The organism is Pseudomonas sp. ICBG1301 (assembly GCF_016918385.1).
Taxonomy (GTDB): Bacteria; Pseudomonadota; Gammaproteobacteria; order Pseudomonadales; family Pseudomonadaceae; genus Aquipseudomonas; species Aquipseudomonas palleroniana.
The window spans coordinates 143,381-168,433 of sequence record NZ_JAEKGB010000005.1 but is presented as its reverse complement, the minus strand read 5'-3'; the positions used below and the strand labels follow the sequence as shown (position 1 = coordinate 168,433).

General features: G+C 59.0%; 25 protein-coding genes. 24 read left to right on the top strand and 1 reads right to left on the bottom strand.

Translation table 11 applies throughout. The features are described from left to right. Positions 1–304: 304 nt before the first annotated feature. From JBE38_RS13750 to JBE38_RS13650, 21 genes are all read left to right on the top strand, one after another. Entirely contained in the window at positions 305–583 is a 279-nt protein-coding gene (locus JBE38_RS13750) for a holin (RefSeq protein WP_240202507.1), read from the top strand. After that, the gene (locus tag JBE38_RS13745) at positions 580–1,098 is read left to right on the top strand and encodes a glycoside hydrolase family protein (RefSeq protein WP_205344593.1); all 519 of its coding nucleotides are present in this window, start codon (positions 580–582) and stop codon (positions 1,096–1,098) included. The genes JBE38_RS13750 and JBE38_RS13745 overlap by 4 nt, the downstream gene beginning before the upstream one ends. Next, positions 1,095–1,550 carry a lysis system i-spanin subunit Rz gene (locus JBE38_RS13740; protein ID WP_126925436.1) on the top strand — a complete coding sequence of 152 codons (456 nt, stop codon included), beginning with the start codon at positions 1,095–1,097 and terminating at the stop codon, positions 1,548–1,550. Before JBE38_RS13745 ends, JBE38_RS13740 begins: the two co-directional genes overlap by 4 nt. 41 nt (positions 1,551–1,591) lie before the next feature. Further along, complete coding sequence (locus JBE38_RS13735; protein WP_205344479.1) at positions 1,592–2,155, top strand: hypothetical protein; 564 nt, start codon at positions 1,592–1,594, stop codon at positions 2,153–2,155. Further along, positions 2,145–3,827, top strand: coding sequence for a terminase (locus tag JBE38_RS13730; protein ID WP_205344478.1), 1,683 nt, complete (start codon positions 2,145–2,147; stop codon positions 3,825–3,827). Before JBE38_RS13735 ends, JBE38_RS13730 begins: the two co-directional genes overlap by 11 nt. Next, a complete protein-coding gene (locus JBE38_RS13725) occupies positions 3,824–4,177 on the top strand; it encodes a hypothetical protein (protein ID WP_205344477.1) in 354 nt (117 codons plus the stop codon). The genes JBE38_RS13730 and JBE38_RS13725 overlap by 4 nt, the downstream gene beginning before the upstream one ends. Next, on the top strand, positions 4,170–6,491 hold the full coding sequence (locus JBE38_RS13720) for a portal protein (protein ID WP_205344476.1): 2,322 nt from the start codon (positions 4,170–4,172) through the stop codon (positions 6,489–6,491). The genes JBE38_RS13725 and JBE38_RS13720 overlap by 8 nt, the downstream gene beginning before the upstream one ends. Before the next feature lie 193 nt (positions 6,492–6,684). Then, positions 6,685–7,653 (top strand): hypothetical protein, encoded by a 969-nt coding sequence (locus JBE38_RS13715; RefSeq protein WP_205344475.1) that lies wholly within the window; start codon positions 6,685–6,687, stop codon positions 7,651–7,653. 47 nt (positions 7,654–7,700) lie between these two features. Continuing rightward, positions 7,701–8,639 carry a phage major capsid protein gene (locus JBE38_RS13710; RefSeq protein WP_205344474.1) on the top strand — a complete coding sequence of 313 codons (939 nt, stop codon included), beginning with the start codon at positions 7,701–7,703 and terminating at the stop codon, positions 8,637–8,639. Between the two features lie 63 nt (positions 8,640–8,702). Then, complete coding sequence (locus JBE38_RS13705; RefSeq protein WP_205344473.1) at positions 8,703–9,383, top strand: hypothetical protein; 681 nt, start codon at positions 8,703–8,705, stop codon at positions 9,381–9,383. 3 nt (positions 9,384–9,386) lie between these two features. Further along, positions 9,387–10,085 (top strand): phage adaptor protein, encoded by a 699-nt coding sequence (locus JBE38_RS13700; protein WP_205344472.1) that lies wholly within the window; start codon positions 9,387–9,389, stop codon positions 10,083–10,085. After that, on the top strand, positions 10,082–10,627 hold the full coding sequence (locus JBE38_RS13695) for a hypothetical protein (RefSeq protein ID WP_205344471.1): 546 nt from the start codon (positions 10,082–10,084) through the stop codon (positions 10,625–10,627). The genes JBE38_RS13700 and JBE38_RS13695 overlap by 4 nt, the downstream gene beginning before the upstream one ends. Next, positions 10,624–12,240: a hypothetical protein gene (locus JBE38_RS13690; protein WP_205344470.1), complete on the top strand. Its 1,617-nt coding sequence runs from the start codon at positions 10,624–10,626 to the stop codon at positions 12,238–12,240. Before JBE38_RS13695 ends, JBE38_RS13690 begins: the two co-directional genes overlap by 4 nt. Then, a complete protein-coding gene (locus tag JBE38_RS13685; RefSeq protein WP_205344469.1) occupies positions 12,240–14,003 on the top strand; it encodes a phage tail tip fiber protein in 1,764 nt (587 codons plus the stop codon). Before JBE38_RS13690 ends, JBE38_RS13685 begins: the two co-directional genes overlap by 1 nt. Next, positions 14,000–14,275, top strand: a complete 276-nt coding sequence (locus JBE38_RS13680; RefSeq protein WP_205344468.1) for a hypothetical protein — start codon at positions 14,000–14,002, stop codon at positions 14,273–14,275. Before JBE38_RS13685 ends, JBE38_RS13680 begins: the two co-directional genes overlap by 4 nt. Beyond that, positions 14,272–15,108, top strand: coding sequence for a hypothetical protein (locus tag JBE38_RS13675; RefSeq protein WP_205344467.1), 837 nt, complete (start codon positions 14,272–14,274; stop codon positions 15,106–15,108). The genes JBE38_RS13680 and JBE38_RS13675 overlap by 4 nt, the downstream gene beginning before the upstream one ends. Positions 15,109–15,125: 17 nt before the next feature. Further along, entirely contained in the window at positions 15,126–16,943 is a 1,818-nt protein-coding gene (locus JBE38_RS13670; protein ID WP_205344466.1) for an SGNH/GDSL hydrolase family protein, read from the top strand. Positions 16,944–16,953: 10 nt separating this feature from the next. After that, positions 16,954–17,418 (top strand): hypothetical protein, encoded by a 465-nt coding sequence (locus tag JBE38_RS13665; RefSeq protein ID WP_205344465.1) that lies wholly within the window; start codon positions 16,954–16,956, stop codon positions 17,416–17,418. Next, on the top strand, positions 17,415–18,131 hold the full coding sequence (locus JBE38_RS13660; protein ID WP_205344464.1) for a hypothetical protein: 717 nt from the start codon (positions 17,415–17,417) through the stop codon (positions 18,129–18,131). The genes JBE38_RS13665 and JBE38_RS13660 overlap by 4 nt, the downstream gene beginning before the upstream one ends. Before the next feature lie 2 nt (positions 18,132–18,133). Next, on the top strand, positions 18,134–18,550 hold the full coding sequence (locus JBE38_RS13655) for a hypothetical protein (RefSeq protein ID WP_205344463.1): 417 nt from the start codon (positions 18,134–18,136) through the stop codon (positions 18,548–18,550). Positions 18,551–18,601: 51 nt separating this feature from the next. After that, positions 18,602–18,802 (top strand): hypothetical protein, encoded by a 201-nt coding sequence (locus tag JBE38_RS13650; RefSeq protein ID WP_205344462.1) that lies wholly within the window; start codon positions 18,602–18,604, stop codon positions 18,800–18,802. 356 nt (positions 18,803–19,158) lie between these two features. On the opposite strand, the gene JBE38_RS13645 is transcribed toward JBE38_RS13650, so the two are convergent. Further along, on the bottom strand, positions 19,159–19,536 hold the full coding sequence (locus JBE38_RS13645; protein WP_205344461.1) for a hypothetical protein: 378 nt from the start codon (positions 19,534–19,536) through the stop codon (positions 19,159–19,161). Between JBE38_RS13645 and JBE38_RS13640 the strand changes: the two genes are divergently transcribed. From JBE38_RS13640 to JBE38_RS13630, 3 genes are all read left to right on the top strand, one after another. Further along, the gene (locus JBE38_RS13640; protein ID WP_205344460.1) at positions 19,495–20,694 is read left to right on the top strand and encodes a hypothetical protein; all 1,200 of its coding nucleotides are present in this window, start codon (positions 19,495–19,497) and stop codon (positions 20,692–20,694) included. The genes JBE38_RS13645 and JBE38_RS13640 overlap by 42 nt on opposite strands. A gap of 10 nt (positions 20,695–20,704) precedes the next feature. Next, on the top strand, positions 20,705–23,899 hold the full coding sequence (locus JBE38_RS27680) for a hypothetical protein (protein WP_240202506.1): 3,195 nt from the start codon (positions 20,705–20,707) through the stop codon (positions 23,897–23,899). Positions 23,900–24,210: 311 nt separating this feature from the next. After that, entirely contained in the window at positions 24,211–24,678 is a 468-nt protein-coding gene (locus tag JBE38_RS13630; protein WP_205344459.1) for a hypothetical protein, read from the top strand. Positions 24,679–25,053 lie beyond the last annotated feature (375 nt).

Below are 25,053 nucleotides of genomic sequence, written 5' to 3'. Positions count from 1 at the left end.
CGCAACCGAGGAGGAGGCAGGTGCCCGTGCTCAACAGATGGTCCAGCAGGCGCCCAAGCAGCCCGTGTACGTCGCGGAGTTAAAAACGATGTATCAGGGCTCAGTGACCGTCACCACTGCGGCAGCAGTCACTCATCCTCAGAACTCCGAGCAGGGGTAATTGGCACCGCCACGCCGTGAGGCGTTGCAGCGACGTGCCGTATCGTCGAGATGACGACACACAAGCACAAACCGCCAGGGTTCGCCCTGGCACCTATTCATGTAAGCCCGCCAAGTGCGGGCTTTTGCATTTCTGGAGGCCAGCATGAAAGCCCCGGACAGGAGTTCATCGATGGCAAACCCCGCTCCGGAAGGTGTTGTAGAGATGGTTGGTGTTTCTATCGCCAACAAGGGCATGATCGCCGGCGCCGGTGCTGGCTTCATTGGTTGGCTATCCCAGGTCAACTGGATCGGCATCACCGGTGTCGTGGTTGCCGTGTTGGGGCTCGTGATCAGCACTTACTTTCAGATCCGCCGCGACCGCCGTGAACACGCCGAGAGCCAGGCCCGGCTCCAGGCTCTGCGCGATCAGTGCAAGTTATGAACGCTCAACTGCGCCAACGTATCGCGGTCAGCCTGCTGGCTGTAAGTGCGGCGGGCTTCTCTGCCTGGAAGGTGAGTGAAGGCTACACCGACCATGCAGTCATCCCCACCGAAGGTGACGTGCCCACCATTGGCCACGGCTCCACGCGTTACGAAGACGGAAGAGCGGTAAAGATGGGAGATCAGATCACGCCTCAACGTGCCGAGTTGCTGGCTCGCAACCTGATGACTCAGGACGAGCAGCGATTCGCCGCGTCGTTGCCGGGCGTGAAGCTGCACCAGGCGGAGTTTGATCTGTACATGGACTTCGTGGGCCAGTACGGCATTGGCACATGGCGCCAGTCCTCAATCCGCCGTGAGCTGCTTGCGGGCAACTACATCCAGGCCTGTAAGTCGCTGCTCAAGTATCGCTATGCCGCCCGGTTCGACTGTTCCACTCCTGGCAACAAGCGGTGCTGGGGCGTTTGGAGCCGCCAGTTGAAGCGCTACGAGCAGTGCATGGCGGTGCAGTCATGATCCGCTATCTGATCGCCGCACTGATCGCCTGTCTGATCCTCATCTACGGCGGCTGGCAGCGAATCGAATCCCAAGCCAGGGGTCTGGCTGCCGCGACAGACCAGATAAGCACATTGAACAAGGCCGTCGAGTCGCGGCGCAAAACCCAGCAGCTGCTGACTCAGATCGACACCGAAAAAACGAAGGTACTCATCGATGCTCAAGCCCAAAACAAGGCTTTGCTTGCTCGGGTCGGCACTGGCGCTCAGCGCTTGTCAGTCCCAGCCCGTTGCCCCGTCGTGCGAGCCGGATCAGTCCCCACCGGCTTGGATAATGCAGAAGAGAGAGCCGAACTTGACCCAGCGGCTGCTCAACGAATTCTCGCCACCGCAAACGACGGTGATGAAGCAATCATCGCCCTGACAGCTCTGCAAGAGTGGGTCAGCGCCAAGTGTCTTGGCGTCACACCTTAATACCGAACAGAACCCAACCTACATGCAAAGGAAGCGCTCCTATGGCTGCTAAATGTGATTGGGCAGCCGTCGAGAGAGACTACCGGACGGGCTGCTACACCAACCGTGAGCTGGGCCGCCGGCATAACGTATCCGAGGGCTCTATTCGGAACCGCGCGGCAAAGGAAGAGTGGCAGAAAGACCTGTCGGAGATGATCCGCCAGCGCGTGCGGGAGAAAACTGGTCGTGCCGCTGCTGCTGCTGTTACTGCGGCAACCAACGACGCCGAGATTGTGGAACAGGCGGCCGAGGCAGGCGCCCAGCTAGTGCGAGGCCATCAGGTGCTGATTGCCCGCACGCGAGGCATTGCCCAGCAGTTCGTCGAGCGGATATCTGAGCAGGTCGCGAACGGCAAAATCAAGGTGATGATCCAGGGGAATAAGGTTATCGAGATCGATATCCCACTGGACTACGTCGGTAAAAGCCTCGGTCATGCCACGCAGTCGATTGAGCGCCTGATCAAATTGGAACGCCAAGCCCACGGCCTGGACACCGACAAAGACCGAGAAAGCGTAGGCAAGTCCCTTGAGGATCTGCTGGCTGAGGCAGCTGGTGATGGCGAATGAAACGGACCGTCAGCGCCTGGTGCGCGAGGGCGATGAGCTTATTGGCCTCCACGTCGCCAAGCAGCTGAAAGGCAGGGCGCTTTTGCTGAAAGCCCTGGGCAACAAGTGGTACAGGCTCAACGCCCTTTACAAGATCAAGGACAAAAACGGGAAAGTTCGCCGATTCAAGCCGAATCAGCAGCAGCGCGAGCGGTTTCTCGACGAGCATAACCGGGACATTATCCTCAAAGCGCGTCAGCTAGGATTCACCACGTTCGAGATGATCGACGCGCTCGACGATTGCCTCTTTATCAAGAACTACAGCGCGGGCTGCATTTGCCACACGCTGCCGGACGCCAAGGAGATCTACCGCAACAAAATCAGGTTTGCCTACGAAAAGCTTTCAGGCGACCCAGCGTGGTCCGCAATCTTCAAGCTGATAGGAATGCGCCTGCCGGTACCGCGCAGCGACAAGGACCAAGGCTACATCTTCGACAACGGCTCCAGCATCCAGGTATCGACCTCGTTCCGGGGCGGCACGCTTCAGCGCCTGCATGTGTCGGAGTTCGGCAAGATCTGCAAACTGAGCCCGGACAAGGCCCAAGAAATCGTCACCGGTGCGTTTGAGGCTGTGGGCCTGGGCAACCGGGTCACCATTGAAAGCACCGCCGAGGGCCGTGAGGGTTACTTCTTCACCTATTGCGAGTTGGCCAAGGCAATCAAGGACGCCGGCCGCACGCCGACGGTGATGGATTGGCAGTTCCATTTCTTCCCCTGGTTCAAAGACCCCACGTATCGCTTGGAAGCATTCGACCAGGTGGTGGTGCCGCAGTGGCTTCAGGAGTACTTCGCCGAGCTGGCAGCCAAGCACGGCATCCGCTTGGACCGTGCACAGCAAGCCTGGTATGCCAAAAAGGCCGAAGCTCTGCATGACGACATGAAACGTGAGTACCCGGCCACGCCTGACGAAGCGTTTGACCAGGGTATCAAGGGTGCCTATTACCTGACGCAGATGCGTTATCTGCGACAGCAGGGCCGAATCACCAAGGCGGTGACTCGCAACCCTACATTGCCGGTATTCACCGCCTGGGACTTGGGCATGGGGGACGCTATGTCCATCGTGCTGTTCCAGGTGGTGGGCCGCCAGGTGCACATCATCGATTACATCGAGCATTCCGGCGAAGGCATGGAGTACTACGGCGACCTGCTCAAAAAGCTGGGTTATTCCTACGGTGCCCACTACGCGCCGCACGACATCGTGGTGCGCGAGATAGGTACAGGGAAATCCCGTATCGACGTGGCAAAGCAGTACGGAATCACGTTTCAGATCGTCCCACGCGTCTCCCGCAACAGCGAGGGCGTCCAGGCGGTGCGTAACTTCCTGCCGCTGTGCTGGTTCGCTGAGGATGAGCAGGACACCCGGGAGTCGACCGGCGATGTGGATACCGGCAAGCCACGAACCGCCGGCGTGTCGCGACTTATTGACTGCATCGATAACTACCGCAAGGAATGGGATTTGAGGTTGGGTGTGTACAAGGATCAGCCACGGCATGACTGGGCGAGCCACGGCGCCAAAGCCTTTGAAACTCTTGCACGGTGCGGAGTTTTTGAATTCAACGCTGGCGCGATACCTGGTACCCAAACCACAGCAAACACTGACCGAGGCCGTCGAAACTGGAGCGCGCATACATGAAAAATATCAACATCGGCTGGAAGCATGTGGCGGACGTGATCGCCCGTTTGGTCGCGCCCATGACCGTGCAGAGCTTGCAGTTGCGCCGTGATATCGGCTTGGTTCAGGTGGATGCAGTGGAAATCAAGGAGCCCGATGGTGTTCATCCGGCAGTCCAGCTGCAGTTCGAAATGGCGGATGCGCTGGGCGTTCAGCTAAATGTGAAGCTGGCAGAGTTCGCTGCTGACCCGATTCGGTACATGAAAGACCTGCTGCATCACCTTCGCAGCTTGGAACACAGCGCCAAATTGCGCCGGGCGGGACGCCAGGCTGAAATCAATGTCGTTTACGAGGCAATAACCCATGGCTGAATTCGGTTTGCTGCAAGTCAGGAGCGCGGCCGACCTGCATGCTGATGACCTGGCTGCCGAAGCTGACGCCCAGCAAAGCCGACGTGCCCAGCTTGTCGAATCGTCCCTGGCGGCCCATATCCGGCGCTGCTTTGATTCAGCCAAAAGCGCCAAGCGCGATATTGACCAGCGGTTGCTCGACTGTGCACGCCGGCAGAAGGGTGTTCACGATGAGACGAAGCTGCAGGCCATTCGGGAGAACGGCGGCAGCGAGGCATATCCTAAACTCACCACTACCAAATGCCGCGCGGGCGCTGCCTGGATCAGGGATATTCTCATGCCTGCCGTCGGCCATCCGTGGGGACTCGACCCCACGCCCGTGGCAGATATTCCCCCTGAGTTCCTCGCGGCATTTCAGCAGAAGCTCGCCCAGCAGATGCAGGTTCAGGCGCAGCAGTCCGGCGAACAGGGTGAGCAGGCCCAGGTTCAAGAGATGCCCGATCCTGCTCAGATCGAAACCAAATTACGCGAGCTGATCCAGGAGAAAGCCAAGGAGGCGACCGAGGCACACGAGTTCCTGATTGCTGATCAACTCGCAGAGGGTGGCTGGGAAACGGCTCTGGAAGAGTTCATCGACGATTTCACCATTTACCCGGCCGCGTTCATCAAAGGGCCGATGCTACAGCGGGTTCCCCAGATCTCGTGGGGTCAAAATTGGCAGATGATGGAAACAGAGGAAATACAGCCGCTCTTCTTCCGCGTTTCGCCATTCGACATTTACCCGTCACCTGACTCGACGAACACTGATGACGGGGCGTTCATGATCGAGCGTGAGCGCTACACACGGTCGCGCCTGAACGCGCTGCTTGGCGTACCGGGGTATAACGACAACGCCGTTCGGCAGGTTCTCACCGATCATGGGCAGGGCGGCCTGCGCGACTGGCTCACAACTGATTCGCAGCGGGCGAGGCTGGAAGATAAGGCCGGCGACTGGATGGTCAACAATGGCGACACCATTGAAGGTGTGCACTATTGGGGCGGTGCCCAGGGCTTGATGCTTCTGCAATGGGGTGTTGATCCAGCGCAAGTTCCCGATGTGCTGGGTGAGTATGAAGTCGATGCCATCCTCATCGGCACCCATGTCATTCGCTGCGTTATCAACCGCAACCCCCTGGGTGGGCGGCCGTATCACAAGGCTTCTTTCCAGATTGTGCCAGGCTCGTTCTGGGGTATGTCCATTCCGGAGTTGATGAGTGATGTGCAGGACATGTGTGGTGCTACGGCGCGTGCGCAGTCCAATAACATGGCGTTCGCCAGTGGCCCGCAGGTCGAAGTCGACGAGGATCGCCTCCAACCTGGAGAGAACCCGAACGAGATGTTCCCCATGAAGCGCTGGCGCGTGAAAAGCGGCCAGACGGCTGGGCTCGCTGGCGGCGCAACAGCTCCGGTTCTGCGCTTCTATCAGCCGGTAAGCCTGGCAGGCGAACTGATGGCTGTGTACGACTCGTGGGAGAAGCGGGCCGACGACGCAACGAACATCCCGCGTTACATCTATGGTGCCGAAAAGGTCGGTGGTGCAGGCAACACGGCCAGCGGCCTGTCGATGCTCATGGAGTCTGCCAACAAGGGTATCAAGGACGCAATCCGGCACATCGACCGTGGGGTGGTGCGTCGTGTCATTGAAGCGCTATGGCTGTTCAACATGCGCTATTCCGAGGACAACGCCATCAAGGGGGACTGCAAGGTGGTGGCGCGCGGTGCTAACGCGATGCTTCAGCGTGAGCAAACGTTGCAAGCCCGCACCCAGTTCCTGGGGTTCACCAACAACCCTACTGATATGCAGATCCTCGGCCTTGAAGGCCGTGCGGCGATTCTGCGCAAGGTGGCCGAAAGCCTCGATATGCCCGGCCTGGTCCCAACGAAGGACGAGATGAAGGCTCGGGAAGATCAGCAACAGCAGCAGGCCGCGCAGCAGCAGCAGGAGCAGGCGAAGTTGGCCGGCCAGCAGGTTGCTGCGGAAACAGGAAAAACGGCAGCCCAAACCGAAGAGCTGAGCGCTCGAGCAGACAAAATCCGCATCGAAGCACAGCGCCTCGGTATGGAAAACGGCGCGACGGTTGCGCAACTTCAACACGCTTCGGGAGGAGCAAATGAAACCCAGCGACCACCAGTGGCAAGCGCTGGTCAACCTGAGCAACAGCCCGGATTGGAAGCACCTGCGGGAGTTGATGAGCAGCTGCCTGCTGGAGGCCCAGCAGAACCTGGAGAAGGGCAGCAACCTGGAGGACCTGTTTCGGGCCCAGGGCAGGGCGACCCAAATCAGGGAGTTGCTTGATACGTTCGATAAATCCCGCGATTCGCTTGACCGAATCAACGAATCGCGGCATCGCCAGTAGCTACAGAAAAAGCCGCCCAAGTTGAGGCGGCTTTTTTGCGGCCACTCTCCGGTCATACGGCCAAATGCCCGGAACCAGTAGCACATCCAGAAGCCCGGACCTGCCGGCTCTATCCAAGGAGAAAACGATCAAATGAGCACGCTACCCCGCAACGTACAGGCGCAAATCGACGAAGCCACGGCAATTCAGGAAGCACTGAATAAGCCGGCCGAGAATCCCGCTCCCGCAGCGGCTCCGGTGGCAGACCCAGAAGCGCCAGCGGTCGCAGACCAGCAACCGCCCGCCAAAACGGACCCGGCCCCGGCCGCCCGCAATGATGGCGCGGATTATTGGGAACAACGTTTCAAAGTTATGCAGGGGAAATACAACGCGGAAGTGCCCGCGCTGCAACAGGAAGTGACCCGGCTGACTTCAGAACTGGCGAAAGCGCAACAGCCCGCAGGCAATGCCGTGCAGCGAGCTGTGTCGGATCTGACCCCCGAGGAGATCGAGAACTACGGGCCAGACCTCGTAGCACTCATCCAGCGAGTGGCTGGTGGGCAGGTAGCTGCCGCCAATCCCGCAGAGCTGGAGACGATCAAAACTGAACTTGAGGGGTTGAAGCAAAAAACCCAGCAGAGCGAACAGGAAAAGGCGGCCCAGGCGCAGGAAGAGTTTTTCCGGCAACTGATCCAGCGCATTCCTGATGCCATTGCGATCAACGCTTTGCCCGCGTTCCACGAGTGGCTCAGCCACATGGACACGTTCAGCGGCAAAGAGCGGCAGCAACTTTTGATCGAGGCCCAGACAGCCAACGACGCATACCGCGTCGCTGCCCTGTTCCAGGCCTTCAAAGACGCGCAACCAGCAACGGCTGACGGGGCTAGCGCCCCGGCACCTGTACCGGAAAAACCAGCGAATACAATCCCGGAAGAAGATATCCAACCGCGCTCCACTCGCAGCAACCCCGCGCCACCGGCCGAAGGGAAGTGGTGGAGCAACGAGGAAATCAACCAGTTTTACAAGGACGTCGCGCTGGGTAAGCGGTACACCAAAGCCGAAGCGGCTGCGATTGAACAGGACATTTCAGACGCGGTAGCAAACGGTCGCATCTCGCGATAGCACGCGCTCTGTAACGCCGCGAGGCGTCAGGAAATAGGAGCAACACCATGGCAGGTCCAGCACGCGCCGCAGGGCATCCAGACTACAGCTCCACCAGCGCATCGGGTTTCATCCCGGCGCTCTGGTCGGGCAAGCTGGTGCAAAAGCTTTACGCCGCAACCGTTTTCGGTGAAATCGCCAACACCGACTACGAAGGCGAAATCAAAAACCAGGGCGACACCATCAACATCCGCACCGTGCCTTCGATTGTCATCCGCGACTATAAGATCGGCGGCGGTGTGCAGTACGAAAAGCCGGTCAGCGACAAAGTCACGCTGCAGATTGACCAGGGCAAGTACTTCGCGTTCGAGGTGAACGACGTCGATGCTTACCAGGCCGATATCAAGCTCATGGACGAGTTCAGCACCGACGGCGGTGAGCAGATGAAGGTCGCTATCGACACTCAGCTGCTCAACCGTCACTACGCCGACGCCGATGCGGCAAACCGGGGCGAAAATGCCGGCGCCAAGTCTGGCGGCATCAACCTGGGCAAAGCAGGCGCGCCTTTGCAAATCACCAAGGAAAACATCCTGGATGTGTTGGTGGATTGCGGGACCGTCCTCGACGAGCAGAACGTTCCCGAGCAAGGTCGCTGGGTGGTTCTGCCGGCCTGGATGAACGGCATGCTGAAAAAGTCCGACTTGCGTGACGCCAGCATCATGGGCGATGCCACTTCGGTTTTCCGCAACGGCAAGGTCGGCATGCTCGACCGGTTCACTGTGTACATCAGCAACAACACCACCGCAGTGGATGACGTCGCAGCCACCAAGAAGGCCAGCAACGTGATGTTCGGTCACAAGAAGGGCCTCACCTTTGCCAGCCAGATGACCAAGATGGAAACCCTGCCGAACCCGAACGACTTCGGCAAACTCGTTCGTGGTTTGAACGTGTTCGGTTCTGGCGTCATCGACCCGAAAGCGATCGGCAACCTGTACTGCAGCCGCTGATCACCCTCATCTCCACACCATAAGCGGCCGCCTGGCCGCTTTTTGCTTTTCTCGGAGAAAATCATGATTCGCGAATTGATTGATAAGGCCAAAACAGCCGACAAAGACGGTTTGCTCGAAATGCTCAAAGATCTGGGCTTGAAGGCTGACCAACGCAAAAGCGAGGACACACTGCGCTCCGAATTGCTCGCAGGGCTCGAGAAAGCCCTGGCTGAGGAAGCCGACGACGAAAACGCGCCGAACCCTGATCTGGAGCCTGGCAATGCTGGCACTGCTGGCCTCGCTGATCCCAAGACCACTGGCGATCCTGCCGTTGCCACCGACTCCGCTGCGCACGCGGCACCGGGTAATGGTGCTGATCAATTGGCGCAGGGCGACCAACCAGCTGGCGACGACGCCGCTGCCCAAACTGCTGTTGAAACTGTGCAGGTCGCTGCCGACCCTGGCCCTGGACGCCACATTGGGCCTTTCACCGTGAACGGCGAGGACGGCCAGGTGTATCTGCCCGAGGCGATGGTGCGCGATGCCACCATCCCAGGCATCAACATGAAGTTGGTAGCGGGCGACCCTCCCGCTGAGTCGGACCTAACCGAGGCCCAGGCTCCGGATCTGGATGAGGTCGAGGATGATCATGAGCAGTCGGTGACGGTCACTCGCAATCGATTGCTGCGCAACACCCGTACCGGCTGTGAGTTCGTATGGACCACCGAGCTGGCGAAACTTTCCTACATGGAAGAGGTGTAAACCGTGGCCGTGACGACTGTAGGCAACATCCTGACCCGCGCCAAAAAGATCCTGCAGGAAGTCACTTCCAACGGCACCCGGTGGGCAAATACCGAGCTGCTGGATTGGCTGAATGAAGGGTATGCGGCAATTTGCAATATCAAGCCCAATGCCAGTTCCGTCACGGCCGAAATTGCTTGTGCCCCGGGCACCAGGCAATCCATCCCTGAGGGCGGCCTGCGCCTCCTAGAGGTGGTGCGAAACATCACCCCGGCCGGCGGTGGGTTGAGTGTGATCCTCACGACCCGAGGCGCTATCGACTCCACCAGGCGCCGGTGGCACGCCGAGCAGCAGGCCGAGGAGATCGAGCAGTACATCTTCGATGAGGCGGCGCCGCGCCAGTTTTATGTCTACCCGCCGGCGATGGCCACCAGCAAGCTGGAGATCATCTACTCGTCGGTACCAGCACCGCACGACCAGGCGATGGCTACCGATAGCGCAGCTGAGAAGATCCGGCTGGATGACTCGTTTGCACCGGTGCTGGTGGATTACATCCTCTCCAGGGCCTACGCGAAAGACGCCGAACACGCTGCCAACCTCAACCGCGCAACTATGCACTTCCAGATGTTCCAGGCTGCCCTGGGCATGAAGGTTCAGACGGATCGCATGCTTGGCCCTCTGCCAGTCGCCGCCACATCCCAGCAACAGGTACCGCAGCAATGAACGTGAGCCAGCTGGTCGACCAGATCCTGCCAAACGTGCCGGGGGTGGTAATCGCCTCTATCCGTGACGGTGTGGCCTGGGCGCTGCGCGAGCTGTGCACAGAGGTGCCGGCCTGGAAGGTCAGAATCCAGCTGTCCGATGGTGAGCAGCAGATCACCGCCGGGCCCGGCCTGGAGCCTATCCGCATCCAGGCGCTGTATCAGGATGGCCGGCCTGCGTATTGCCAGGTGTTTCAGCCTTCGCCGGACACGGTCATTGTTACCGGTGGCCCTTCGGGGCTGACCGCTGATGTGGTCGTGCGGCCCACGTTTGGCTCCTCTGTAGCGGTCCCCCCGGGCTGGCTGCTGGACCGTTACTGTGAGGCGCTGACCCTGGGCACCCAGTACTGGCTGCGCAAGATGCCCGAGAAACCCTGGTCCGACATGCAGCGCGCCCTGATGGATCAGGCGGCGTTCTATGCCCTCTGCACGAATGCCCGATCTGAGGCGCTCGCCGGCCACCAGTCCGGCAGCATAAGGATGAAAACACCGAGGTTTCCATGACATCGATTGCGATCACGTCTTTCAAGGGCGAGCTGCCAGCACTGACTCCGCGTCTTTTACAGCCGACCAACGCCCAGGCGGCCCGCAACGTAAACCTGCGCAAGGGGTCGCTTCGGGCTGAAAACGCGCCGCTACCCGTGCTTGGGATTGGCGGCGTGATCAATCCGTCGTCTATCTACCGGTACCCATTCGGTAACAACGGTGCAGGGTTCTGGTTTGCCTGGGGCGATGGTCAGCAGGTCAATGCAGCAAAAAGCCCGTTGGCGAAAGACGCCTGGACGCGCGTTTACTGGACTGGCGACTCATTCCCAAAAATGGCGCCAATAGGTGTCGCCACCCAGGGCGCCGGCCCATACCCATCTGGCTTTTACCGACTGGGTATTCCTGCTCCGGCTGGTGCACCGTTGGTGACAGAGCCGGCGGGCGGAGAAGCACCGCCCAGCACCACCGTCAATGCAACCTATGTGGTGACCTATGTTTCTGCCTATGGTGAAGAGGGGCCGCCCAGCCCTGCGTCGAACATCATCACCAGGTGGGACGGCGCTGGCGACCAGTTGCCAGGCAAGGTAAATGTTCAGCTGCCACCGGCACCCGATGGACCGTACAACATCGTCACCAAGCGGCTCTACCGGTCGGAAAGCGGCGGTGAATTCCTGTATTTGGCTGACTTCCCTGTGGCCCAGGGCAGTTGGGTGGACGACGTGAATAGCGATGAGCTGGGTATTGCCTGCCCGTCGCTAACCTGGGATATGCCAGATCCGGCGATGGTCGGCCTGGTCGAGATGCCAAACGGCATATTTGCCGGGTTCTTCGACAACACGCTGTGCTTTTGCGAGCCGTATCACCCGCACGCCTGGCCGGTTGATTACCAAATTTCCTTTCCTGACAAAATAGTCGGGATCGGCGTCACCACTGCCGGGCTGGTGGTTGCCACCACCGGACGTCCGCGACTGGTCACCGGCACAACGCCTGCGGCGATGAGCGCTGCTGACCCGGATGCAGACCGTGTGTGCGTGTCCAGGGGGTCGGTGGTCGATATGGGCGAGTACGTCGTCTATGCGTCGACCGAGGGGCTGGTGGCGGTGTCTGGCGGTGAGCCTCAACTGATCACCGACGGGGTGCTGACGCCGGAGCAGTGGCAAGCGCTGAATCCTGCATCGATTCATGCGTGTCGATACGAAGGTCGGTATCTCGCGTTTTACGACGGCGGGTGCTTTGCACTGGCCCCAGGCGAGGGGATCGAGTTCATTGACGCCCAGGCGGTCAACTCCTACTACGACATTGCGGCCTCCACGCTGTATCTGATCCAGGGCAACACGATTGCCAAGTGGCGAGGCGGGCCGCCGATGACCTACCGATGGCGCTCGAAGGTATTCGAGTTTCCACCAGGCTCAGCCAATTTCAGCTGCGGAAAGGTGGTGGCGGCGGCGTTTCCGGTCCGGTTCCGCGTGATCGCCGATGGCACCACCGCGCTCGACGCCGAAATTGGCAGTAACAAGATGTTCAGGCTGCCGCCGGGATTCGCGGACGCGCGCGAATGGCAGGTGGAAGCGTCCGGATCGACCGAAGTTTTCTCTATCCAAATTGCGAACACACCCTCTGAGTTGACCTAATGACGACAAAACGCTCAAGCCTTCCTGCACCCAGCAGCAAGGTTTCGGCGGAGTTGCGCCCGTTTTTCAGTGCTCTGACTGAGATCATTGAGACGGGCGAGGGGAATCGCGGGAACGGCCTCGACAAGAAGCTGACCTACCGGGATTTACTGGAAAGCGGTGCGTTCACGCTCCGGCCAGGCTGGAAGCCAGGTGGTAACGGCGGATTGGTTCCAAGCCCTGGCGTGCCAGACCGGGCAATACCGCCTGCCCCTGTGGGGTTCCAAGGTGCTGGTGTGTTCGGCATGAACACCCTGACCTGGGATAACCCCTACAAGCTCTACCGGAACCACTCGCTGACCAACATTTACCGCAGTGAAACCGATAACTTCGGTCAGGCTACGCAGATCAGTCGTGCCACGGGCATGATGTACAGCGACCCAATTCGAGGCGATGCGGTAGACCCCAGCGATCCCAAGAAAGGGAAAGTGTATTTCTACTGGATAACCTGGGTTTCCACCTCGGGGATTGAGGGGCCTCCTAACAGCCCCGCCGGCACCGCCATCGAGGCGCAACTCGATATCGAGTACCTGCTCAAGCTGATCACCAGCCAGACCAGTCAGAGCGAGCTTGCGAAGGCGCTGGCGAAAGCCATCGACCTGGAAGGGCTGAATCAGACGATAGCAATGCTGGATGCGGCAGCGCAGTCGGCGAGGCTTCTGACGTCCGCTGAGCGATTCCTGCGCGATGACGACAACGTCCAGATCCGCCGGCAAATCACCGATATCCGGGTGCAGACCGGCGAAGACGTGAAAGCTGCTATCACGCAGTTGCAGGAAGTCATTACCTCCGATCAGCAGTCAATCGCCCATCAAATCGACCTGATGGAAGCCAGTATCGGTCAGAACTCCGTTGACATCGTTTCTGAGCGAACCGCACGGATCAACTTGCAAGAGGCGGCAACTCAGGCGCTGACCAGCATGTCGTCCCGTCTTGAGACCGCAGAGTCGGTGCTGACGCAATACAGCGAAACTTTCTCTACGGCGCTGGAAACGCAAGCTCGCAACATGGAAGGCCTGGTGTCGCGAATGGACACCACGGCAGCGCAGTACTTGAGCGATCAACAAACCATTGCCAATGAGTTTGAAGCGACTGCGCGTGCCATTACATCGCTGCAAACCAACCTGAACGAGCAATCAGCGGCCATTGAGCAGACGTTGAGTACTCATTCCTCAGCCCTTGAGGGGTTGTCCGCTCAGTACACGCTTAGGCTGGATGTTAATGGGCTCATCAGTGGCTTTGGGGCCTACAACAACGGCACCGTGGCGGACTTCGCTATCCTGGCCAACCGCTTCTGGGTCGCCACTCCGGGGGCTCAAGGGCCGAACTATGTGAACCCTTTCACCATTGACGGTGAGAAGGTCTACATCAACACGCTGCTGGTGAAAGAGGCTTCTATCCAGCAGGCGCAGATTGGGCCTATCAGCATCGGGAAGCTCACGGCCAATGACGGTTTCACCCCAGTCACGACCGTGGGCGGTCAACTGCGTGCTGACGCCATCGACGTGGCGAACATCACCATCGGATTCGGCCAAGTGTATGGGCAGCTCAAAAGCTCTCAGATTGGCGCCGGCGGCCTGCCACGATTCGTGATCGATCCCCAAGCTGGGATTTTCATGAATGGCCTGATCGGCGGGACGCGCATGGTCATGACGGACCAATACCAACACTGGTACGACGCTGCAGGAGACCTTCGTATTGAGATCGGGGAGATGATGACATGACGTCGATTATTCGCTGCCGGGATGCAAATAAACAGGTCACGTTCGACAGCACGGTCCGGACTATTCGCAAGATGGAGTCGATCAGAACGCAAAGCAACGTAGGGGGAAGCCTTGACCTGACCCCCTATGACGGTCTCAAGCTCGATATAAGTCTGATGCCAGCTGAGAACGTCGGACTTTCACCGGTTCCTCTGGTGGTGATCAACGGCAACACGTTGACCTGGTCGGCTGCACCCGTGTCGTGCTTTCTGATATTGGGGATCTCCTCATGAGCATCGGCTTCAGGGTCAAAAACGATTGGGGCAACCTGGCCGTTGATGAAAATAATCCAATTTTCATTGCGGCCGGTGAATCCGCCGGCCATATCGATAACGGTGGCTGGACAGACGTTCGACTTTTCAAAGACAAAGACGGTATCCCACCCGTAGCCATCTTTTTCGAATACACGTTTTATGGAGTGTCCACCAGCCCGACACCGCCACTTGTCTTTGCGAGGCCTCGGAATGTCGCCGCAAACGTGAATACGGTTATCGGCTATATCGCGGCAAAGGGCGCGCCTGGTGCGTGGACCGGCGTCGTGGTGGCGCTCACTATTACGAATCTTCCAGGTAACCCGCAGAACCACGCTCAGCTGTATCCGCTCTTACGGGCTTATATGTGCGAGTTTTTGGTCGTCTTCTCCGGTGGCTACATCAGCGGCGAAACCCATGGGGTTCGGGTTTGGGCGCCAGGTTCTTCGACCGTCGTGTTCGACTCTGGAAACAACGCCGTCAGCTACAAGCGATCCAATGGGGTGTGGAACTACGACCATCGGGACCAAGTACTCAGCGATCAATATCTGGAAGCCTGGATTGGCTCTGACGCTTTCAGCACCCGTAACGAGTGGATGCTCGTCAGTTCCATCGGCACCGGTTACTTCATGCGGTACAACGGCGAAGTGGCCGGTAGTCGATTAATCATCCCTGGATTGATCGGCGACCCCATTCTTAGGCAGATCCTCACCGGCCGCTCGGGCACGCTGATTCACATGCCATTTCTGTTCATCGAAACTCGAAGGCCGGTAGATGAAGGTGTCATCCTGCCGACCGGCCCCGGCCCCGCGTAAATTCTTCAGGAAAAATCATGGCTACGACTCATATCTACCGCGCTGGCACGGTCAGCATTGCTGCGGGCGCATTAATTGCTTCTGGAGCCGGCACGGCCTGGCTTTCAAATGCGGCCAGGGGCGACGTGTTGGTCATCCCGAGCGGACAATGCTTTGAGCTTGTGACCGTCGAGACCGATAGCCGCGTTACGCTCGATGCGGCCCCGGCGGCAGCTGTAAACGGTGTGCCGTACGTGCTCCTGCGATTTGCCACTTCACAAAACGTCAGAGACCTGCTTGAGAAAGTTGAGGAGTTTTTGAAGGACAGGCAGGTCAGCCTGGCAGAATTTGCTGACTGGGCTACCGGAGCGGCAGCCGGCGGCCCAAACAAAGACGGTAAATATCCGCTCACGGACCGCTATGGCACGGTGACCATGGCCGATTGTCCCGCCAGGCTTGCTGTTATCGCGGGGTCAGGTGGCGGCGGGGGCGTGGGCGCTGGAACGGTTAAGAAACTCAATGACGTCGTTCCTGATGAAAGCGGCAAGCTCACGGTTACGCCGGGCGACATTGGCGCGGCCACTGTAGAGCAGGGCAACCTGGCGGACGGCGCGGTGCAGAAAGCACTGGCCCGCCTCTATAAGCCTCTGCTGACCGATGTACTCGTGCTTGGCGACAGTCGTGCCTTTCAGTGCACCAAGGGCAACGTAGGTTTTACCGATTGGGCGGTATCCGAGACCGGTGGCCTCGCCGCGTTTCCGCTGACTTTGAACAAAGGTATCGACGGAAACACCACATCGCAAATGCTGGCCCGCCTACAAGCCGATGTGATTGCTAACAGCGGTGCTTTCGATGTGATGGTGCATTTCGGTACCGGGAACGACCGCCTGCAGGGGATGAGCCTGGACCAAACGATCCGTAATCTTGAATACCTATATGCCGCGCTCCTCAAGCGGGGCAAGGTCGTGATCGCCATTGCCGAAACCCCGGTAATAGGTGCGAATGTCGGGCTGCCCCCGCAGCAGACTGCCAATCATTTTGCGGTGCACAACTGGTATCTCAACGTTGCGCCCGGCATGGGTGTGATCGTGGTGAATCCATGGGATGAGATGGTCGACCCTGCATCGGGCTCGAACTTCTGGCCCAAAGAGGGAATGACCGGTGACGGATTGCACCCGACCCCCATGGGAGCCCGGATTATCGGTCGCAAGGTGGGCGAAGCTTTGAAAAGGCTGTTCACCTTCCCGGCAGTTCTACCCACCTCCAGCGTCGCCTACGACTCGGCGCTTGTGCCCGGTGGCAGCTTTATCCCTAACTCGCTGCTGACCGGCACCAATGGCACGCTTGGTGCCGGAAGCAATGCCACGGGGCAGGTGGCCGCGTCTTGCACGTTGCAGGGTTCCAATCTCAACGGTTTGGCCGTGGCAGCCTCCAAGGAGGCGGCAGATGTGGGCTTCAAACAGGTGCTGCGTATCACGGGCATGCCGAGCGGTAACACGCCGACCCTGACCCTGGAGCAGACGGTGGACGTGTCAAAGGTCGCTGTGGGCCATCGCTTGCGCGCAGTGGCGGGCTGGGAGTTCATCAGCGTGAACACCAGCGTTCTGCAGGTCGCCCTGCAAATCGTTGCAGTGAGTGCGAGCGGTACCACTATTGCTCAGATCGGGCAGAACCAGGAACTGAATCACGCTCTGCCCATCGGTAGTATCAGCGGGACACTGGTCACCCAAACCCTGACGCTGGCCCAGGCCCCCACCAGCCTGAAAGTGCAGCTCTCCATCATTTTCAAATCCGGCACCGGCCAGGACGCAACGATCAAATTACGTCAGCTGGATCTGACACGACTTTTCGCGTGAGGGCTTATCAATGAGTGAGACACAAGAGCAATTGCTTGCCAGGGTGCTCCAGGGTAATACCGATGCAATCGGGTTCTGCGAGACGCTTTTCGCTATTTCACAAACCCTGGATGACATCGTGGACGGTGATAAGCCGCTCACCACCAACGACGTTTATCAGGCTTTCTGGCTGGCGCTGATCGAACTGCCCATCAACCCGTTCTACCGGCACTTCGAGCACTTCGTGCGCCCGCTCATGGCCATGGCGCTCCAAGACTGGCGCGATAGCGTCACGCTCGAGCGCGGCGGTGACCACCATGGTCGAAGCCTGGCATTTGTCCTTCGCGACCAGCTTACCGGCCTGGTGGTGCAATGCGCGTACCTCATCGGCGGGAGCGCTTGGATGGCCGAGGTTTCCGCTGACATACGGAGGTTTTTCCATGATGAGACCTTTTCAGCCTACAACCAGGAATTGATCAAGGGAGTTGCACGATGAGCGGCGGCGGAGGCAAAACCGATAACTCGATACAGGACACGCCAGAACAGAAGTATGCCGCTCAAGTGGCGGCTGAGAAGTGGAACTACGCCCAGGAGCGGCTGGCGCCCGTCGAAAACGCTTATATGAAGCGCGTGGATGACATGGATTCGGCCGGTAGCATGGCCTACGTGCGGGGCAAAGCGAACGCAGGCACTCAACAAGCCCTGGCGTCGGGCCTGAAGCAGGTCGACCAAGGCATGACCCAGCAGTACGGCCTGAATCCAAACAGCGGCCGCTCCGTCGGCGCCCAGGCTGACCTGGCCGCAAGCGTGGGGGCGGCGGGCGGCGATACCATGGCCCGGGCGCAGTTTGAGCAGAAAGGGCAGAAGATTGCAGGGCTCAACAGTGTGGCAGCCATCGGCCAAGGACAGTCGTCCCAGGCCCAGGCAGGCCTCAACACGGTAGCCAACCAGGCCGCTCAAGATGCCCAGGCGGCTGCGTTCACAAGCTTCAACCGTAAATCGGCCAACTTGCAGCTCGCTGGCGCGGCCATGGGCGCGGTGGCAGGCGGTGCTGCTTATGGACTGAACAACATGGCTGAGGCGAAGAAAGCTGCTGCAACCACGGCAGGCGCCGCTAACTCCGGGCTTTCAGGCTTCAACAGCGGTTACGGGATGTCCACGGACAGCCTGCAGGGGTTTAAGTACAAAGCCAACTTCGGAGGTGAATAAGAATGCCCTATTACGTCGATCCGAATGCTGCGTTCGCCGGAAAACAGGGTGCTTCCACTGTTCTGGGCCAGTTGAGCCGATCACAGTGGGACGATTGGAAAGCCCGGTTTCAACCGTACGTGGACAAGCTGGCCAACATCGCGACCAGCGATTCTTTCGCTGGTGAGCAGGCTGCGACCGCATCGCAGGCTGTCAACAAAACCTTCGATAGCGCGGCCCAGGGCCTGCAGATGCAGCAGCAAGGTATGGGACTGATGCTTACACCCGCCCAGCAGGCTGCTCAGGACAGAAAAATGCAACTGGGTCGAGCATCCGCGACCGTGGACGCGAGCAACAACGCCCGCGTCTCAGCGCGCGACCTGCAAGAGCAAATCATGGCTGGTGGCATGGGCCTCAGCGGCTTGAAACCGGGGAGCTAAATCATGGGATATGGACTGATCGGACTGAAACAGGAAATGCAAGGAGAGGCCATGCAAGGCCTCTCCCAGCTGTCCCAACAGCAACAGCAGGCCAAGCTGGCCGAGGACCAGATGAATCAGCAGGCCAAGGCCAACACGAAGTCCAGCCAGGTAGGCATGGCCACTACGGGTGCAATGGCCGGCTCAGCCTTTGGGCCAGTCGGTACGGCTATCGGGGCGGGTATTGGATTTATTGCAGGATCGTTCATGTAGAGAGCTGCGCTACACTCGAAGCTTTGTTTCTTCGAGAACCGCTCATGGAACTTGCGCTTTGGATTATCGCCGTCTTGCTTTTGCTCATATACCTACTGCTCCGCCAGGCGGTGCAGCTACTGAGGAAAGACCTACCTAAGCTGATCAGGGTCGCGTCAGACCTGAATGTTGAGCGATTAGATCAGGTTGCTGAGCGGGTAGAGGATGTGCGCGGAAGCGTCGATTCGCTCGCTACGAACCGCTCGCATCAACTGGAGGGGTGATCACAAACAACCTTTTCTATTGGACTGCGGCTGTAAATCAGCCGAATGATGTCCGGGAATTACTATTGTCGGGAGACAACAATGGCAGGCGGATTAGATACCCGTGGCGGGATGGACGGCTTCACCCAGGGCTTTGGCCTGGTAAGCAATCTCCTCGCGCAGAAGGACCAGCGAGAACTTCAGAAGGCTCAGCTCGCTCAGCAGACTGAGGATCGCCAATATGGTCGCGAGATCCAGCAACAGGAAATGGGCCTGCGCAGAGACGACTTGGCGTATCGCCGGGAAACTGATCAGCGAAACTACGCCGACACCCAGGCACAGCGTGAATATCTCCACCAGCGTGATGCTGACAACGCTGCGCGCCAAGATCGGCAGTTCCAGGCAACGTACGGCCTGCAGCTGGCCGGGCAGAGGCAGGCAGCAGCGCGTATGCAGCGCGAGGATCAACGCCTCGACCTTCAGCAACAGCAACTGACGCGCCAGATTGGCCGGCAAGAAAAAGCCGATATGCAGAAGCAGGATGCGCTCACCGCGCAATCCGCCTACGCCAAGATTGCCGTGGGCGCTGATCTAGACGACAACGACCTTGAGGTGTTCAAGCGCAACCCTTGGTTGGACCCCCGTCACGTTCTCTCCCCTACCATGCAGGGCGATGTAGCGACTGCTGGCAAGGTATTCACCGGTGAAATTAACTCAAACTCGCCTGAAGCTTTAGATGCGGTTAATCGCATGTTTGCGCCGAACATCCAGCAAGGCGGAGGCGGTAAGAAGCGCATTGTGCAAGTGATGCCTGGACGGACGGAGGGTACCGTTGCATTTGAGCTCGAGGTAACTGGTGATGATGGAAAAAAATATACTGCCCCTATGACCAAGAACCGCGGCACTGCCAACGACGCCGACGACGAGGTTCTAGAAATGCCCATCGAGAAGTTGGTTGATCGTGTATCCGGTTACAAGCTTCTGAGTGGCGTCTTCAATACTCCCGAAATCAGGCAGGCCGCGCTGCGTTATGGTCAGCAAATAGGGCTGGCTCCGAAAGACCAGATGAGCAAGCCTCTCGCTGCCCCGGTTCAAAAGGCCGAGGACAAAGACCTAGAGGCGATTGCGGCCGCGTCGACCATGAACGATCAGTTAGCGCGCATCGGCGAGCAAATCACTTCCGGAAAACTTGACCTCGGCCCGGTCAAAAATACCCTTGCCGCCGCACGCAACGCGATGGGAATGAGCACCGAAGAGTCAAGAAATTATGGTTCGCTGAACTCGACGCTTGAGCAGCTCCGTAACGCAAGTCTGCGGCTCAATGCTGGCGTGCAGACGGATGGTGACGCCCAGCGCGCCTGGAATGAGCTTATTACCAACATCAACGATCCCGCGCTTGTTCAGCAGCGTCTGGCTGAAATTCGGGCGCTCAATGAAAAGGCGATGGAGCTGAAAACCAACATGATCCAGCAGCGCCGGCATAACGCTCGTGCAGAGCCGCTGGATATCGGCACCGTGATCCCGCAGCTTGACCAGCAGCGCGGGCTCAGCATGCCGTCGACCGGAGCGCAACCGCGTCAGTCCGCAGCACCCACGAGAGCGCCATCTACTGAACTGCCGCACGGTGCCAAATTCCTCGGCTTTGAATAAGGAGCAAGCCATGCCAATCGCAAAGTTTGAGATGCCGGACGGCCGTATTGCTCGTTTCGAAATGCCGGACGGGGCCACCCCAGAACAGGCTCAAGAAGTCTTCTCGCAGATGGCCAAGATGAGTTCGCCCGCCGCCGAGCCTCCGAAAAAGCCCGCGGCACCAGAGGTTGGCGCTTTTCGGGCGGGTTTGCGAGGCCTGAATGACGGCCTAACCTTTGGGTTTGCAGATGAAATCTCAGGAGGCCTTGCTGCGACCTTGGAGCCGTTGATAGGTACGGGCAACCCGGGCAAAACCTGGCGAGAGCGGTATGATCAAAACGTCGCCGGTGAGCGTAACCTCGATGCGGCTTCTCGAGACCAGCATCCCGTCGCAAATATCGGCGGCGGGTTAGTCGGCGGCGTTGTCCCAATGCTTGCCAGCGGCGGTACTACCGCCTTGCCAGGCTTGGCTGCTCGTGCTTCAGCAGCGGCCGCACCCACAACTGCGCAAGTTATCGGTCGTTCGGCAGCCACAGGTTCCGCTTACGGCGGCCTATACGGCCTGGGTTCAGGTCAGGGCGATATCTCTGACCGCATCCCTAGCGCAGTGGAAGGGGCAGCACTGGGCGGCGTGGTAGGCGGGGCTTTGCCTGTGGCAGCAGTGGCTGGCGGCGCCGTCAAACGCGCCTTGACCTCCTCAGAGAATTCGGCAAACCGCCAACTGCAGCGTGCGCTGGAGCGAGACGGAATCAGCCTTGAGGAATGGCAGCGGCGGGTTCAGGCCATGCGCGAGGAGAACCCGGCCGCACTACCCGTCGATGCCGGTGGCGAGAACGTAGCAGGCCTGCTTGAGCGCGTGGCGAACACGCCAGGGGCTGGGCGCACCAAGATCATTCCCGCGCTGAACGAGCGCCAAGCGGCTCAGCCTGACCGCGTGGCGGAACAGTTGTACCGGCTGACCGGGGCTGGTCGCGGCCGTGAAAAGCCGGTAGCCATGTCCGACTCTAAAGAATTAACGATCTGGGAGCCGCCTGCGCCAGGCTCTCGCGAAGGCGATGCTATGTCGAAGGTGGCTGATGATATGGCCGCCGGTGGCACACCTGAGCAGCGCCGGAGCGCCTACCGTGCGCTTGAGGATACGATGAAAGAGCGCGCAAAAGCGGCCGCACCTCTTTACGAGCAGGCTTACAAAGAGCCCGTGCCTTGGACTAAGGAGCTTGAGGAGTTAATGGCCCGCCCGGCTATGCAGACGGCTTTCCGTGATGCGAAGACGCGCGCCGGTAACCAGGGCCGCCCATTCTACGGAAAGTTCGTGGACTTGGCCGATGATGGAACGTTTACCGTCAAGGACGTGCCCAGCACCGGCGACTTGGACATCATGAAGAAAAACCTGGATGACCAAATTGGCGCGTTCATGCGTTCCGGAGAGAAGGGCCGGGCGGGCGATATCATCAACATCAAAAACAAGCTGCTCGGCATCATGGATGAATACAGTCCGACCTATTCCAAGGCTCGAAAAGTTTGGTCTGACGACTCCAGTTATATGGGTGCTACGGAGAAAGGGCGGGATCTGATCTTTAACCAGAAAATGAGCCCCGAGGAGTTCGCTGACACTTTCCGGAGAATGTCGCCGGCTGACCGAGAAGGCTTTGCAACTGGTGCTGTTTCGTCTGTGATCGGCAAAATGGGCAGCAAAACCAGCACCTATTCTGACGTTGTGAGGGATCTCAATTCACGCAATATGCGCGAGAAAATCGGCGCAATGCTGCCGAATAAGGCTGCACGGGACAGCTGGAATACCTTGCTCGATCAGGAGGTCGCGTCGACTGCGCTACGTCAACGGGCCACAGGGAATAGCGCAACTGCCCGGCGAATGGCTGAAGTCGATGATGAGAGTGGAGCAGTGGAAAGGGCAGGCGGGGCGCTCGCAGACCTCATGGGTGGGCGTTTCCTTGCGCTTACTGGCAAAACTATCGCGGCCGGCTACAAAGGCACGCGAGATCGACTGCACGCTCGATCAGATGACGCTGTGGCTGATCGCCTGCTAAAGCCAGAAGTTGCAGCGAAGGCGCAAGATGTTCAGCCGATGCCGGCTATCGAGGCACCCTCGCAACTTGCAGTACCAGGTGCGGTGGTGTCGGCCTTGGGCGGCGACGAGTCGGAACAACAACCAGCTCCCCCCAAGGTTGCGCTTGCTCCAGTCGCAGCCGCCGGGCCGGGGGCTGGTCGCGCAGCCTCCGTTCCTGTCGCAGGACAAATTACCCCCGGCAACATCGATCTGAACGCCAGGCCCACGGTCAAGAACGCTGATGGGACAATCAGCACAGTCCGGTCAATGTCGATCGGCGTAGATGGCAAGGAAGTGCTCATTCCGACAGTCAGCGATGACGGCAGGATCATGTCAGACGACGAGGCGATCCAGACTTATCAGCGCACCGGCAAGCACCTCGGTATGTTCAAAGATCCCGAGAGCGCGAGTGCATACGCTGAAAAGCTGCACGAGGACCAGGCGGAGCAATATGGCGACAAGGCTGGCTCCAAGGCCGGTGACGTTCTGCCGGAGCCTGGTGACGATCAGGCCGCCTTGCCGCCTGCTCAAGCCCTGGACCTGGCTGCTCACAGCGCTGCCACCTCTCCAGACAACGATCTGCCCGAACCGACCAGTGCCCAGAAAGAGGCGGGCAACTATCGCAAGGGGCATATAAAGCTCCAGGGATTGGATATCGCCATCGAGAACCCGCGGGGTTCGGAGCGCAAGGGTGTGGATGGGGACGGCAAGGAGTGGTCGCATTCCATGTCCGACCATTACGGCTACATCAAACGCACCACCGGTGCTGACGGTGATCAGGTTGACGTTTATGTCGGTCCAGAGCCGTTTAGCCAGCGTGTGTTTGTCGTAGACCAGAAAGACCAGGGCACCGGTAAGTTCGATGAGCACAAGGTTATGCTGGGCTATACCAGCCAAGCGGCGGCGGTCAAAGCCTACAAATCCAACTTCGACAAAGACTGGAGCGTGGGCGATGTAACCGAGATGAAAATGCCGGAGTTCAAGGCATGGCTCAAGACAGGTGACACAGCAAAGCCTCTAGCGGCTGGCGCTTCTAAACCAACCGTGAAAGCCGTCAATGCCAAGATGGCAGCGGTGCGCTTAAGCGGCATGAGCGATGAACGCAAACAGCAGGAACTGGCCAAGTTGAACCAGGAACGGGAACAGCTCGCCAGCTGATCGAAAGCGGCCCGCTTGTACAGGGGCCGCGCCTCCACTTAATCCGGCCGTGAGGCCCCATCCAGTAGGTATTCCAGATGCCTGGACAAACTCCAGACTCAGCACGTTTCACCGACCCAGACCGCTTGCAACCAGGCGAGCGAGAGCCAATCCGTGCGCTTAATCCGCTGCCGTTGGCGGGGCAGGCTCTTTGCTCGTGCAGTTGTGGGTGGTTCGGCCCCGCGGGACAACGCCAGGACGGCGCGTGCCCAACGTGCGGCTCAACCGCGGCTAAAGCGCCCAGCAAGGCGGTTACACATGTTTACGAAACCATGGCCAAGCTGCTGAGCGAGACCGGTGAGCGACTCAAGAGCGCTCAGATTGACTGTATATCGCTGCGCACGATGGTGGATCAGTCGGTTCAGAATTGCCGAACACTTCAGGAAGTTCAGACCCCGCTCACCGCAAAGACGGTAGCATTTGACGCCTCACTGAAGTTGATTGGCCTGCCGGCCGACACGGCGCCTGATGTGTTCCCGGGGGTGGTTCAGTCCATTCTGCACGACCAGCTTCGCTACACCATGCATCGCGATGTGCTGCGCCTTGATCAGGCCGCTTGGGACGCCGTGCAGGACTTCCCTCAACACAAGATGTCAGCCCTGGACTACGACCAGGCCGTTGACAGGCAAATCTCGCGCTGGCGCCAGATTCAGCACCAAGCTGAAATGCAACGCTTGGCCTTGGAAAAATCTGAATCCAATCAATCTGAAGAGACGTCTGGTTCTTCGATATGTTCATAACCACTTTGGCCGTGCGCGGTAGCGCGACCGTTGGCCAAAGTGCTTACGGCCTTGGCCGAGCGTTCTCCGGATCGGGCCGCTTTCCCGCTGCTTTATTCCAAACTCGTCGTGATTATCAACCCTTCCCCAACTTGGTCAGCGAGCAACATTAGCTTGTCTATATGCACATATAGTTTTCCAATTTTTTCCATGTAAATATAGAACTCAGGCTCAGCGCACGACTTCGCTGCGCTAAATAGGTCTTGTGCGGCGCTCTCGAGCGCCGACGCTGCGCCCCTAAGATCATTCCGCAATTCTTGATCAGGTTTGGCAAGGTGCATGAGGTCGTACCTTCAGAGGGAAGCAACCACACCTGAATTGTGTTTGTCATTATTA